The following is a 13,718-nucleotide window of genomic DNA, read 5'->3' on the forward strand; positions in this document are numbered from 1 at the left end:
GATCGGAAACTCAGGCATGGGCAACTTCCTTCCCTCGACCTTTGTTGGGCGCGGCGAGCGCCATGGAACCACTGACGCGGTTTTGGCCGGCCAGGAAAAGTGCCGAGGTGGCAATCAAGCCATTTCGGCGAAAATCATCGGCGACAGCGAGCCCGCTGTCCAGTGCGGCAGCAATTTCAGTCGGTGAAAGTGGGCGGACAGCCATTGTGACCAGCCGATCGCCAAGATCGCTATCCGGCGCCAGATCGCGCGCGGGCGCGCGCTCGACGGCGGGGTGGCCGGGCAGGTCGACGGCATTGGCGATCAGCGTTGCGGCGGCGTCGGCTTCGGCCCCCGTCGCCGCCAGAACGGTGACGGCATCGGCGATGCCAAGCGAAAACGAACGGCCGCGCCAGCCGCTGGTTGCGACGCCGCGAATCGCGTCGTCGGCACGAATGGTGATGCGGTCCGCGAGGCCATGCCCCGTCCCGGCGATGGCGAGGGTCATGGACTGGACGCCTGCGAGATGGATCGCGCTGTCGCCGCCATTGTTGACATAGGCGCGGTCGATCTTGCGCCCGGCGAGCAGCGCGGCAAGAACTTCGTCGGCCACCGAACCGGCTACGGCAGCCATCGGCGTGATGAAACTCTGCGCCAGCGGTGAGACTGCCGCCTCCATGCGCTGCGCCGTTGGACCAGCGAAAACGCGCGGATCAAGGCTCGCTGGCCTGCGGAGTTCCGGCAATTCATCGACCAGTTCCGTCAAAACGGTCTGGAAGCGCGTCACCGCTTGGGCGTAGGCAGCAGCACATTCGCCGGCATCACCAAAGGCTTCGATGATCAGGTCGATCGGGCCGTGGTTGAGGTGCAGCCGCCTCTCCAGCCAATGCGCCTGCGGGCCGTTCATCACCCGGCCCCGTTTGCCGCGCGCCGCAATTGCGCCAGCGGCGGCCAGGGATTGCTCGCCGGCGCACCGGTGCCGCGACGCGGGTTGAGATATTCGCCGCCCCTGGCGAGAATATCCTCGACACTACGGATTTCCGCCTCGTAGCCGCCCAGCCTGACATAGTCGTCGCGGCGCAAGGTGAACTCGATCGGCGCCACCAGCGCCGGAGTCGGCACATAGCCGAAGGCGCCTTCCGGCACGCGGGTGACATCGACCATCAGCGTGATGCCGCCGCCCGGCCAGACATAGACCGGCGCACCACCGACCGTCACATAGGTTTTCAGCCCTTGCACCGAGCGGGTCAGGTTGACCGGATTCTCGGTGACGCCGGCGCGCAGCGAGCCGCCGGCTCCGCCAATGAACAGCACGGTGCACAAAGCCGGCTCGCAATTGTCCTCGATCAGACCGACCGATTTCTGCAGCCGTTCCGGAAACGGCTTCTCGACCGGCTTCAGATCGTCGTCGAGCTCGTAATAGGCGAATTGTTCGCCGGTGGTCGAGACCATCAGCAGCGACAGGCCGGGGCGCGCACCCTTCTTCGCGTTCCAGTCGCCGAGGATCGACAGCGGGTCTGAAATGCTGGTGCCGCCCCAGCCGAGGCCGGGCTCGGACACCTTGAAATAACGGCCCGGCGTCGAACGGCGGCCGACGATCTTTATGCCGGTGTCCTGCCAGCCCAGCACCTTGCCGGCCTGATGCTCGGAGACGACGCCGGTGATGTGATCGTCGACCACCACCACCTCGTCGACCAGCCCGCGCCACTGGGTGGCGAACATGCCGATGGTGGCCGAGCCGCAGCCGACGCGCATGCGGTGCTCGACCTTGCCATCGATGACAGGTGGTTTGCCGGCTTCGACGATGACCGCGGCACCCCCATCGATGGTCAGTTCGACCGGCTTGCGGTTGCACAGATTGAGCAGCGCGTCGCAGGTGGCGCGCCCTTCAGCCTTGGAGCCGCCGGTGAGGTGATGCACGCCGCCCAGCGACAGCATCTGCGAACCGTATTCGCCGGTCGTGACATGGCCGATCGCCTCGCCGGCAGCGCGGACTACGGCAGTTTCGGGACCAAGATGACGGTCGGTGTCGATCTTCACCTTGACGCCGCAGTAGGAGAAGATGCCCTCGGTGACCACAGTGACAAGGTCGACGCCTTCGACCTGCTGGCTGACGATGAAGGGCGCCGGCTTGTAGTCGGGATAGGTGGTGCCGGCGCCGATCGCGGTGACGAAGCGGCGGCCGGTATTGACCAGTTCGCCGTTCCATTTTTCGCCCTCGGCAACAAAGGGCACGACCGCGCCGCCGGCATCGGCCGCGTGGTCGAGGATGGTCAGCGTATCCATGCGCACGATGCGGCCGCCGACATTGCCGTAGCGGTCGCAGGCGCCGGTGCGGCCATCAGCGATGTAGCACATGACCGGACAAGCGTCGCAGCGGATCTTCTCCGCCACCTGCTTTTCGCCGGGGTCGTGCGTTTCAAAACGTTCGGCAAGCTCGCTCATCGGCGTGCCTCCTTGTCGCGGATGGCCGCGCGAATGCGGGTCGGTGTCGCCGGCACCTTGGTGACCAAGACGCCGGCGGCATGGCGGATGGCATTGAGGATCGCTGGCGCTGTCGGGATCAGCACATGCTCGCCCAGACCCTTGGCGCCAAAGGGTCCTTCCGGATCCGGAACTTCGACGAGAATGGTCTCGATCGGCGGCACGTCGCCGATCGTCGGGATCAGGTAGTCGTGCAAATTCTCGGTGCGGCCGGGGATGTACTCCTCCATCAGCGCCATGCCGATGCCTTGCGCGATGCCGCCCTCGATCTGGCCCTCTACCAGCAAGGGGTTGATCGCCTTGCCGACATCGTGGGCGGCGGTGATTTTTATGAGCTTCACGGTGCCGAGCTTGAGATCGACTTCGAGTTCGGCGACCTGCGCACCATAGCCATAGACGGCATAGGGCTTGCCCTGGCCCTTGGCGTCGAGCGGCAATGTCGGTGGGTCGTAGGTTTCCTCGGCGCGGAAGATGAAGCCGTCGACATCGGCCGGCAGCGTGGAAAGGTCGATCCGCCGTGTCGCTTCACCGTCGCGGATGGCCAGGCTTGTTCCATCGAGTGCTATCAACGCCTTTTCCGATACATTGGCGAAGCGCAGGATCGCGTCGCGCAAGGCACGGCCCGCCTTCTCGGCCGCCTTACCGGTGACGAAAGTCTGGCGTGAAGCCGAAGTCTTGCCGGCGTCCGGCGTGATTGCGGTGTCGGCACTCTTAAGCCTGAACTTTTCCAGCGGCAGGCCAAGCGCGTCGGCGCAAATCTGGCTAATCACGGTGTTTGAGCCTTGCCCGATATCGACCGCTCCCTGATGCAGGACGACATCGCCTGCAGCCGAGATGCCGACCTTGATGGTCGACGGATTGGGCAGCGAGGTGTTGCCGCAGCCATACCAGCAGGAGGCGACGCCAACACCGCGCTTTATCCCTGCATTGGTGGCATTGAAGGTGCTGGCATCGGCGAGCGCGCGTGACCAATGCGGCCGCAGCGCTTCAAGGCACTCGGCGATGCCGACCGCGGATTCCAGCCTCTGGCCGGTAACCGTTTCGGAACCGTTCCGAAGGCAGTTTTTCAAACGAAAATCGAGCCGATCAATGCTCAGCTTTTCGGCCAGCTCGTCATAGAGGGTTTCCTGCATGATCGTCGCCTGCGGCACGCCGAAACCACGGAAGGCGCCGGAGATCGGACCATTGGTGTGGATGGCGCGGCCTTCGGCGCGATAGTTCGGCGTCAGATAGGGGCCGGAGGCATGCACCGGCACGCGGTTGGCCACCGTCGGCCCCCAGCTTGCATAGGCGCCAGTGTTGAAATCGCCTGTGAAGACCATGCCGGTGACAAGCCCATCGGCATCGGCGCCGATGGTCGCCTTCATTTCGGCCGGATGGCGCTTGGTGGTCGAGATCATCGATTCATTGCGGGTGTAGGCGAGTGCGGCCGGCCGGCCGGTTTTCATCGCGACCAGGCCGATCAGTGGCTGCAGCGAAACATCGAGTTTCGAGCCGAAGCCGCCGCCGGTGGCGGTCGGCACGATGCGCACCTTGTCGACGGCAAGGCCGAGCACCTTTGCCGTGTCGTCGCGGTCCATGTAGGGCGCCTGTGTGCAGGCGACGACGACCAGCGTGTCTCCGTCCATATAGGCATAGCCAGCTTCCGGCTCGATATAGGCGTGCTCGACATAGGATGTGTCGATGCTGCCGGAGACAGTCACGGCGGCACCGGCAAGGGCAGCCTCCGGATTGCCGCGCTCGACAAAGCCGGAGGTGAGCAGGTTTGCCGCCCTGTGCTGGTGGATCAGTTCTGCACCGCTAACCTGTGCCTCACAGGGCTGCAGCACATGCGGCAGTTCGGCCCATTCCACTGGAAAGTCCGAAAGGTCGAGATCGAGGATGGCCTCGCGTTCGCCGGCAACCAGCGCTACCGCCTCGCCGCGAAAGCGCGCAAAGCTCTCGGCCAGGGCCGGCTGGTCGGCAAAGGGGCCGATGACACCGAAACAGTTTTTCCCGGAAATGTCGGCGGCGGTGAAGACGCCGACGATGCCGGGATGTTTCTTCGTCCAGGCGTCGAGATCGCCGAATGTGAAACGGGCGTGATGATGCGGCGAGCGCACCACCAGCACGGCAAGCGCATCGGCCGGGAAGCTGTCGGCACCGAACTTCTCATCGCCGGTGACTTTCGGCAGGCCATCGAGTCTGATCGGCGAGGCGCCGACGGCGCTGCCTGAGACTGGCATCCTGCGGTCCAGGTCGCGATCGAATTGGTTAAGTTGGTGCTGCCCCTCACCCTTACCCTCTCCCCGCAAAGAACGGGGAGAGGGGGTCGTCAGCGTTGCGGCTTGTCCCTTCTCCCCGTCCCTATACGGGGAGAAGGTGCCGGCAGGCGGATGAGGGGCGGCGCCGTCAGTCGATGGTTCTCTCGCGAATCGTCCCGCATCCATCACCGCGGCAATGATCTTGCGGTAGCCGGTGCAGCGGCAGAGGATGCCGCCCAGCGCATCCTGGGTTTCAGCCTCGGTCGGGCAAGGTTTCCTGTCTAGAAGTGCTGTTGCCGCGATTAGCAGGCCGGGCGTGCAGGCGCCGCATTGGGCAGCGCCATGGTCGAGGAACGAAGCCTGCAGCGCCGACAGCCTGCCGTTGGCAAGACCCTCGACGGTGGTCACCGCCGCGCCGGCCGCCGAAGCCGCCGGCATCAGGCAGGCGCAGACGGGTTCGCCGTCAACCAGCACGGTGCAGGCGCCGCAATCGCCGGCATCGCAGCCGATTTTGGTACCGGTCAGGCGCAATTCGTCACGCAGCACCGAGGAGAGCCGGCGCAGCGGCGGCACGCAGACGGAAACAGCGGCGCCGTTGACCTCGAACGCGATGTCGGCGCGGTCGATGCTCATGCCGGGCTGAGCTTTGCTCATGCCGCCGCCACCTTGTCGTCCAGAGCCACGGTACCAAGCACGGCACGGGCAACGATCTCACGTGCCGCGTCGAGCCGGTATTCGGCGCTGCCGCGCACATCGCCGATCGGCGACAACTCGTCCATCGGTGCTGACTGGATTGCAGCAACCAGCCCATGATCAACCGGAAGGCCACGCAAGGCTGCTTCAACCCCTGAGAGGCGCTTGGCGACCGCCGAGCAGGAGCCGACAGCGACGGCTGCGTCACTGACGATGCCATCCTCGATAACGAGGCGCGCTGCCACCATGGCAATGGAGATGACGAGATACCGCCGCGCGCCGAGTTTCACGAAGCAAGAAGTGCCGGCAGCAGCGGATTTTGGAATGCGAATGGCGGTGACCATTTCTCCCGGCTGCAAATCCGTGCGGCGGTTTCCCAGGATGAACCTTTCCAGCGGCAGGTACCGTGTCGTCTTTGCCGAGCGCAGCTCGACCTCGGCGTCGAGCACGAGCAATGCCGGCGCGCCGTCGGCGGCCGGAGAGGCATTGCAGAGATTGCCGGCGATGGAAGCGACGTTCTGGATCTGCACGGAGCCCACTTCGCGGGCCACCTGCTTCAGCGCATCGAAAGCCGCAGGCAGCGGATGGCGGACAAGATCGGTCCAGGTCGTGCGCGCGCCGATGACCCAATGGGTGCCGGTTTCGGCGATACCGCGCAACGCCGCCAGGCCGTTGATATCGAGGACATTTTCGCGGAAAGGCTTGCTGCCTTGCGCCGGGTAGAAATCGGTGCCGCCGGCAAGGATGCGCCACGAGCCTTCGCTAAGCAAAGCGAGTGCTTCGTCGACGGTGGTGGGTTTCGCGTAACGGATCACGCTTTGCCTTCCAACAAGAGCAGCCCTCGAAGGGCGTTGCCGATGGATTCCCAAGCGTCCAACCTGGGGAAAATTCATTCGTATGCAAATGATATCAAGCCGGCGGGAATTGTCAAAGCCAGAGTTTGCGACGGCATCGGCATCCGTGCCACGGCACGCATTTGTTACGGACGCGCATGACCCCGAAAAATCGGAACCGTTTTTCGGAAAGGATCATGCGCAAACTCAAAGTGCTACAGCGTCCTTTACGCGTCCAAAGGACGCGCGGCGCTGTAGAGGTTGACGCAGCCGGCCATCTGGTCAAGTTTCTGCATCCGGTCGCGCCAGCGGCCTTTCTAACCCCCACCGGAGCCCGAGCCCGAGACTGACGAGAAGGAGGCACCATGGCCGACGAAGCGCTTGTTGTCATCGACCTGCAGAACGACTTCTGCCCCGGCGGCGCGCTGGCGGTGACCGGCGGCGACGAGATCGTGCCATTGGTCAACGACCTGATCCGGCGGACCGAGCATGTCGTGCTGACGCAGGATTGGCATCCCTCCGGCCATTCCAGCTTCGCCTCCAGCCATCCCGGCAAGCAGCCTTTCGAGACGATCGACATGCCTTACGGCCAGCAGACGCTGTGGCCGGACCATTGCATCCAGGGCAGCCTAGGCTCGGACTTTCACTCCGGCCTCGCCTGGACCAAGGCGGAGCTGGTTATCCGCAAGGGGTTTCGGCCGGCGATCGACAGCTACTCGGCCTTCTTCGAAAACGACCATACGACGCCAACCGGTCTTGCCGGCCATCTCAGGGAGCGTGGCATCGACACGCTGACCCTGGTTGGTCTTGCGACCGATTTCTGCGTCGCCTTTTCGGCGCTCGATGCGGTCAAGCAGGGTTTCAAGACGACGGTGCGGCTCGACGCCTGCCGCGGCATCGACCTCAACGGCTCCGTCGAGGCGATGCTGAAGCGGATGCGCGAGGCCGGCGTCACGCTCGAAGACCATTCGTCGGGCTGACCGTGGAGCGTCGAGGGGGCTTCTCACAGTTTGTAACGGCTTTGGCGGCAGGCACCTTGGCGGCTGCCGCCATGCTGTTTCCGGGATCGGCTATCGCCGCCGAAAACCACGAGCTGCCCGGCGCAACGATGTCGCTGTGGTGGGCATTGCCTTTCGTCGGCCTGTTGCTGTCGATCGCCACCGGGCCTTTGCTCTTCCACCATGTCTGGGAGCAGCACTACGGCAAGGTCACCGCTTTCTGGGCGGCACTGGTGATCGTGCCACTGGCAATCGCCTTCGGCATGCCTTCAGCCGCGCAGGCGGTGCTGCATGCGCTGCTCACCGAATACATGTCGTTCATCATCCTGCTGTTCGCGCTGTTCACCATTTCGGGCGGCATCCTCGTTGCCGGCAACATCCATGGCACGCCGCTGGTCAATGCCGGACTGCTGCTGATCGGCGCGGTCCTCGCCTCTGTCATCGGCACGACCGGCGCCTCGATGATCCTGATCCGGCCGATCCTGCGCGCCAACGACAACCGGCCATTCAACGCGCATGTCGCCATCTTCTTCATCTTCCTGGTCTCCAACATCGGCGGTTCGCTGACGCCGCTCGGCGACCCGCCGCTGTTCGTCGGCTTCCTGCGCGGTGTCGACTTCTTCTGGACGACGACGAATCTCTGGCGCGAGACATTGTTCGTCGGCGGCATCGTGCTGGCCGTCTTCCTGGCCATCGACATCATCCTGCATCGCCGCGAGGGCGGTGCGCCGAAGATCAAGGATCCGACACCCGATACGAAGGTGCGCATCCGCGGCCTGGCCAACCTTCCGCTGCTGGCGGGAGTGATCGGCGCGATCCTGCTGTCCGCCCTGTGGAAACCGGGCGTGAGCTTCTCCATCCTCGGCGTCAGTCTCGAACTGCAGGATCTCATGCGCGATGCCATCATCCTGGCGCTTGCCTTCCTGTCACTGCGTGTCTCGTACAAGAGCCATCGCGAGGCCAACGGCTTCAATTGGGGTCCGATCGCTGAGGTGGCAAAACTGTTTGCCGGCATCTTCATCTGCATCGTCCCGGTGGTCGCCATCCTGAAGGCCGGTCACGACGGAGCGCTGGCGCCGCTGGTTTCGCTCGTCACTTCGGCCTCGGGCCAGCCCAACGACCTCGCCTATTTCTGGCTGACCGGCGTGCTGTCGTCCTTCCTCGACAATGCGCCGACCTATCTGGTGTTCTTCGAACTCGCCGGCGGCGACCCTCGGCATCTGATGAGCGAATTCGCCTCGACGCTGGCGGCGATCTCGGCCGGTGCCGTCTTCATGGGCGCCAACACCTATATCGGCAATGCGCCGAACTTCATGGTCTACGCCATCGCAAGGCACCGGGGCGTCAAGATGCCCGGTTTCTTCGGCTACATGGCGTGGTCGGGCCTGGTGCTGATCCCGACCTTTTTGATTGCCGGCTTTCTATTCTTTGGCTGATCAGCCAACGCCGACATAGCGGCGAACGGCCGAGGGATCGGCGCGCAATTGCTCGACATCGACGGTCTCGCGGTTGCGACCGTTCTCGATGAAGGAGACGCGGTCGGCGACCGACAGCACAGCATCGACCCGCTGCTCGACCAGGATGGTCGAGACGCCTGATACACGCAGCTTCGCCACCGTTTCGCGGATCCTGGCGATCATCGATGGCATCAGCCCTTCGGTCGGCTCATCAAGCAGCAGCACCCGCGGTTCGAGGCATAGCGCGCGGGCCATGGCCAGCATCTGCTGCTCGCCGCCCGATAGCGTGCCGGAGCGCTGTCTCAGCCGCTGGCGCAGCAGCGGGAAAAGATCGAGCACGTTTTCGCGCGTCGCCTTGCCCTTGTTGCGCGTCATCAGGCCGATCTCGATGTTTTCCGCCACCGTCATCTCGGCGAACAGCCGCCTGCCCTGCGGCACATAGGCGACGCCGGCCTTCGGCACCTCATGTGCCGGCAGGCCGGTCAATTCCTTGCCATCGAGCCTGATCGAACCGGCGCTCGAGGGAATCAGGCCCATGATTGCCTTCAGCGTCGTCGTCTTGCCGGCACCGTTGCGGCCGAACAGGCAAAGCACCTCGCCCTGGTTCAGCACAAGGTCGAGGCCGTAGAGCACCTGGACCTCGCCATAGAAGCAGTCGAGCCCGGAGATGGTCAGCGCCGTGGGCCGTGCCTCAGTCATGAGTCGCTCCGAGATAGGCGTCCTGGACCTCGGTGTTGGCGCGGATCTGCTCGGGCGCGCCTTCGGCCAGTATCCTGCCGGCGTTGAAGACGGTGATCCGGTCGGCAAGCTGCATGACGACAGGCATGTTGTGTTCGATCAGGAGCACGGTGGCGCTTTTGGCGATCTCGCGCACGAGTTCGATGAAATTGTCGATCTCGCTGTCGGCCAGCCCCTGCGTCGGCTCGTCGAGGATCAGCAGGCGCGGCTTCAGCGCCAGCCCCATCGCCACTTCGAGCAGGCGCTGGTGGCCATAGGACAATTGCCCGGCCAGCATATGCGTGCGGTCGGCAAGGCCGGTGCGTTCTAGCGCCGCCATGACGCCGGTGCGGACTGCGCCCTTCGAGCGGCCATCGGTCAGCGTGCGCTGCACCGGCAACGCAACATTGTCGTAGACGCTGAGATTGGCAAAGACGCTGGTGATCTGGAACGTGTAGGCGACGCCAAGCCGCACCCGGGCATAGGCCGGCAGGCTGGTGATGTCGGCGCCGTCGAAGACGATCATGCCTTGGGATGGCTGGATGCGGCCGCTGACCAGGCTGACGAAGGTGGTCTTGCCGGCGCCATTGGGGCCGATGACGGCGCGGATCTCGCCCGGCATCAGCGCGAAGTCGACATTGTCGACGGCGCGCAGGCCACCAAAATTGCGGGAAAGGCCCTTGGTGGTCAGCAGCGGCATCATGGCAGCCATCCGAGCCAGCGCTGGCGGATGCTGCCCAGAATGCCCTTCGGGAAGAAGAGGACCAGCAGGATGAGGGCGATGCCGACGATCAGCAGATAGGCCGAAGTGAAACCGCTGGTGATGTCGACGACATAATACATGAACAGCGTGCCGATCAGCGGACCGAGCGTGGTGGCCGCCCCCCCCAGCAGCACCCAGAGCAGCGGCAGGATCGAATATTGCACCGAGGCGAAGCTCGAGCCGACATAGCCGAACAGCAGCGCATAGGCGGCACCTGAAGTCGCACAGATGGTGCCGGAGACGACGACGGCGACGAGCTTGTTGGAAAACGTGTCGTAGCCAAGCATCTTGGTCCGCTCCTCGTTCTCGCGGATGGCGACCAGCACGCGGCCGTATCTGGAGCGGACGATGGCGAGCGTGATCAGCAGGACGATCGAAAACAGTGCCAGCGCGCTCGTGTAGCGCACCGTCGGACTGGTGAGGTCGAGCGATGTGGAACCCAGGACAAGGACGCGCGCCGGCTGCGGCACGACCATGCCCTGGTCGCCACCGGTCCACGACGCGAAATAGAGGATGACCAGGTAAAAGACCTGCGCGAACATCATGGTGACGATCATGAAGGCGACGCCGGAGGTGCGCAGCGCGAGCACGCCGATCACCAGCGCAAGCAACGCGCCGCAGAGGATGCCGGCGGCGAAGGCGGCCGGCACGCTCCAGCCGAGATGGATGACGGCGAGGCCAGCACCATAGAGCCCGGCGGAAAAGAACATGGCGTGGCCGAGGCTGAGCAGGCCGACATAGCCGAACAGCATGTTGTAGCCCATGGCGAAGACGGCCAGCACCATGATGCGGGCGAGCAGGCCATGGTGATAGTCGGGCAAGACGAAGCTCAGGGCGAAAAGAAGGATGATGACGCCGAGATGCAGCGCATAGGGTTTTGCCGGCGAAGCATCCTTCATCGCGATGCCGTTCCGAACAGGCCCTGCGGCCGGAACACCAGCACCATGGCGACCAGCAGCGTGGCGATGATCTTGGCCAGCGTCGGCGAGAAGAACACCGAGATGATGCCGTCCGACAGGCCGATGAGCACTGCGGCGACAAGGGTGCCGCGCAATGAGCCGAGACCGCCGATAATGACGACGATGAAGGACAGGAGCAGCGGGTCTTGCCCCATCAGGTAATGCGCCTGGCTGATCGGCACGATCAGCACCGCGGCCACCGCGGCCAGCATCGCGCCGAGCGCGAAGACGCCGGCATAGACGCGGTCGACCGGAATGCCGAAGGCCTGCGCCGTCTCGCTGTCATATTGCGTGGCGCGCATGATGAGCCCGATCTTCGTGCGCGTCAGCACGAACCAGGTCGCGAGAAGCAGAAATGCTGAGGCGGCGATGATCGACAGCTTGTAGCCGGAATAGCCGAACCAGGGCAGCAGGATGCGGTAGCTGAAGGGCGGCTCGACCGGCCGCGCTCCGGGCCCGTAGAAGGTCAGCGCCAGCTGCTGGATGATGTAGAGCATGCCGATGGTGGCAACGATGGTGGCTTCGGGATTGTAATTGAGCCGGCGCAGCACCAGCCGCTCGGCGACCAGAGCAATGGCGCCGACGATCAGCGGCGCCAGCACCAGAGCCGCCAGGAAGCCGAGCGCCGGATGGCCCGATATCGCCGTCGAGATCGCCCAGGCCAGCACCGCGCCCAGCATGAAGAACTCGCCATGGGCGACATTGACGACGCGCATGACGCCGAACACCAGCGACAGGCCAAGCGCCGTCAGCGCCAGCACGGCGGAGGTGACGAGGCCTTCGAGGGCGGCGAGGAGAAGGTGGGGTCCGAAGGCCATTGCTTACACGCCCGTCGCAGGTGCGAGGCGCACCCCCCTCTGGCCTGCCGGCCATCTCCCCCTCAAGGGGGGAGATTGGCAGCTCCTGCGAAGGCAGCCACCTGCCGACCTTGGTGATTGGCGAAAGCGGTGATGACATCCGATCTCCCCCCTTGAGGGGGAGATGTCCGGCAGGACAGAGGAGGGTGTCTTGGCGCTCACGCTGGCTGGAGCAGCCGTGTCTAAAGCGCCTGCGTCGTGTAATCCCCTTCCGGCTCGTAGAGGCCGTCCTCGATCTTGGTCTTGTGGACGACCTTCAGCTTGCCGCCTTCGACCTTGGAGATGTTCTGGATGCCGAAGCACTGGTGGATCTTGCCGTTGAATGTCTTCGGCCCCTGCGGATGCTCCGGCCCTTCGGCGAACTCGGTGAGCGCCTCGGTCGCCTCGACCAGCTTGGCGCGGTCTTCCGGTCCCTTGTAGCCGGCATCCTCCATCGCCTTCTTGACGACGTAGAGCGTTTCCCAGCAGCCGAACATGTGCGCGGCGGTGGAGACGTCCTTGGGGTCGCCGACAGCGGCACCATTGTCGTCGATGCCGACGGCGGCGCGATAGGCCTGCTGCGCGGCGGAATCGTCAGGCTGGGCATAACGCGGCGAGCCTTCCCAGAAATGGCTGCCGTCGAGGAATTCGAGGCCGGGGCTGTTGATGTCGGTGGCTTCGAGCGAATCGATAAAGCCGAACAATTGCGGCCGGTTGGAGCCGTAGAACTCGCCGAGCTCCTTGACGAAGGTGAGCACCGCCGGGCCGACCATGACGTGATAGATCACTTCGGTCTCGGCCGGGATCTGCGGGAAGTATTTGGTGAAGGACGATTCCGTCGGCGGGATGGCGATCTGGGCGATGACCTCGGCGCCCTGCGCCTTCAGCGCCGGGGGCAGGTAGTCGCGGTGGTCGTAGCCGAAGGCGAAATCGGGGAATATCTGCGTCACCTTCTTGCCGGCATTGGCCGCGATCCAGGGCGCCATCGCCTGGATCTGGCTCTTCACGTCCGTGATCCCCGGCTGGAAGACGTAGCGGTTGAGCTTGGTCGAGGCGACGTGGTGACCTTCGCTGACGACAAAGTAAGGCATCTTGGCCTCGCCTGCGGCAGGCGCCGAGCCGATGACGACATGCGAAAACAGCGTACCGAAGACGATGTCGGTCTTGTGCTGGGTGGCGAACTTGCCGACCACCTCGGCGCCACGGCCGGGATCGGTGCCGTCATCCTCGATGATCACCTCGACCGGGCGGCCGTTGATGCCACCGGCGTCGTTGATCGCCTTGATGGCGGCGGCGGTGGTCTTCTCGTACCAGCGGCCATAGGCGGCGCCGATGCCGGTGCGGTGGGACTGGAAGCCGATCTTGAGCGACGCCGAGCTCTGCGCCTGGCTGTAGCGGACAAAGCCTGGTGCTACGGCAAGGCCGGCGCCCGCGGCCAGTCCTTTCAGCGCCGTGCGGCGGCTGAGACCAGTTTTGGAGAGATCGAAAAACCCATTCTTGTCAGTCACGGCAGTTCCCCTGTTTTTGAGTTTTGACCAATGGCTGGAGCGAGGCGGGCCACTCTTGGCAAGAGGACCGAAATTGCATGTGTACAAACTAAATCACCAAAGCCCTGATGTGGCAAGCGAGCTTTCCCCAAGGATCAATCGACGGGCATCGAAGCGACCTTTGTCTCATCCGGCCGCTGGCGTGGCAAGCAGCCACAGGCCGAAGACTGTATAGGCGATCATCAGCACGGTGAGCGCCACTTTGGGAA

General features: G+C 64.3%; 11 protein-coding genes. 2 read left to right on the forward strand and 9 right to left on the reverse strand.

Annotated features, from left to right (window positions below; all coding sequences use genetic code 11):
* Positions 1 to 10: 10 nt before the first annotated feature.
* From MESS4_RS02030 to MESS4_RS02045, 4 genes are read right to left on the reverse strand one after another with little or no spacing between them, the layout of a single operon-like run.
* Positions 11 to 886 carry a hypothetical protein gene (locus tag MESS4_RS02030; RefSeq protein WP_006325870.1) on the reverse strand — a complete coding sequence of 292 codons (876 nt, stop codon included), beginning with the start codon at positions 884 to 886 and terminating at the stop codon, positions 11 to 13.
* Positions 886 to 2,424, reverse strand: a complete 1,539-nt coding sequence (locus tag MESS4_RS02035) for a hypothetical protein (RefSeq protein WP_006325875.1) — start codon at positions 2,422 to 2,424, stop codon at positions 886 to 888. Before MESS4_RS02035 ends, MESS4_RS02030 begins: the two co-directional genes overlap by 1 nt.
* Positions 2,421 to 5,360, reverse strand: a complete 2,940-nt coding sequence (locus tag MESS4_RS02040) for a molybdopterin-dependent oxidoreductase (RefSeq protein WP_006325876.1) — start codon at positions 5,358 to 5,360, stop codon at positions 2,421 to 2,423. Before MESS4_RS02040 ends, MESS4_RS02035 begins: the two co-directional genes overlap by 4 nt.
* Positions 5,357 to 6,214 carry a xanthine dehydrogenase family protein subunit M gene (locus MESS4_RS02045; protein WP_006325877.1) on the reverse strand — a complete coding sequence of 286 codons (858 nt, stop codon included), beginning with the start codon at positions 6,212 to 6,214 and terminating at the stop codon, positions 5,357 to 5,359. Before MESS4_RS02045 ends, MESS4_RS02040 begins: the two co-directional genes overlap by 4 nt.
* A 383-nt stretch (positions 6,215 to 6,597) precedes the next feature.
* On the opposite strand from MESS4_RS02045, the gene pncA reads away from it, so the two are divergent.
* Both pncA and MESS4_RS02055 read left to right on the forward strand, forming a co-directional pair.
* Positions 6,598 to 7,212 (forward strand): bifunctional nicotinamidase/pyrazinamidase, encoded by a 615-nt coding sequence (gene pncA / locus MESS4_RS02050; RefSeq protein WP_006325878.1) that lies wholly within the window; start codon positions 6,598 to 6,600, stop codon positions 7,210 to 7,212.
* 71 nt (positions 7,213 to 7,283) lie between these two features.
* A complete protein-coding gene (locus MESS4_RS02055; protein ID WP_036240461.1) occupies positions 7,284 to 8,666 on the forward strand; it encodes a sodium:proton antiporter in 1,383 nt (460 codons plus the stop codon).
* Here MESS4_RS02055 and MESS4_RS02060 read toward each other — a convergent pair whose 3' ends face one another.
* From MESS4_RS02060 to MESS4_RS02080, 5 genes are all read right to left on the reverse strand, one after another.
* On the reverse strand, positions 8,667 to 9,386 hold the full coding sequence (locus MESS4_RS02060; protein WP_006325881.1) for an ABC transporter ATP-binding protein: 720 nt from the start codon (positions 9,384 to 9,386) through the stop codon (positions 8,667 to 8,669).
* Positions 9,379 to 10,107 carry an ABC transporter ATP-binding protein gene (locus tag MESS4_RS02065; RefSeq protein WP_006325882.1) on the reverse strand — a complete coding sequence of 243 codons (729 nt, stop codon included), beginning with the start codon at positions 10,105 to 10,107 and terminating at the stop codon, positions 9,379 to 9,381. The genes MESS4_RS02060 and MESS4_RS02065 overlap by 8 nt, the downstream gene beginning before the upstream one ends.
* Positions 10,104 to 11,066 carry a branched-chain amino acid ABC transporter permease gene (locus tag MESS4_RS02070; RefSeq protein ID WP_006325883.1) on the reverse strand — a complete coding sequence of 321 codons (963 nt, stop codon included), beginning with the start codon at positions 11,064 to 11,066 and terminating at the stop codon, positions 10,104 to 10,106. The genes MESS4_RS02065 and MESS4_RS02070 overlap by 4 nt, the downstream gene beginning before the upstream one ends.
* Positions 11,063 to 11,944, reverse strand: a complete 882-nt coding sequence (locus MESS4_RS02075; RefSeq protein ID WP_006325885.1) for a branched-chain amino acid ABC transporter permease — start codon at positions 11,942 to 11,944, stop codon at positions 11,063 to 11,065. Before MESS4_RS02075 ends, MESS4_RS02070 begins: the two co-directional genes overlap by 4 nt.
* A gap of 221 nt (positions 11,945 to 12,165) precedes the next feature.
* Complete coding sequence (locus MESS4_RS02080) at positions 12,166 to 13,470, reverse strand: ABC transporter substrate-binding protein (protein ID WP_006325891.1); 1,305 nt, start codon at positions 13,468 to 13,470, stop codon at positions 12,166 to 12,168.
* Positions 13,471 to 13,718: the final 248 nt, after the last annotated feature.

Source organism: Mesorhizobium sp. STM 4661, from assembly GCF_000359125.1.
Taxonomy (GTDB): domain Bacteria; phylum Pseudomonadota; class Alphaproteobacteria; order Rhizobiales; family Rhizobiaceae; genus Mesorhizobium.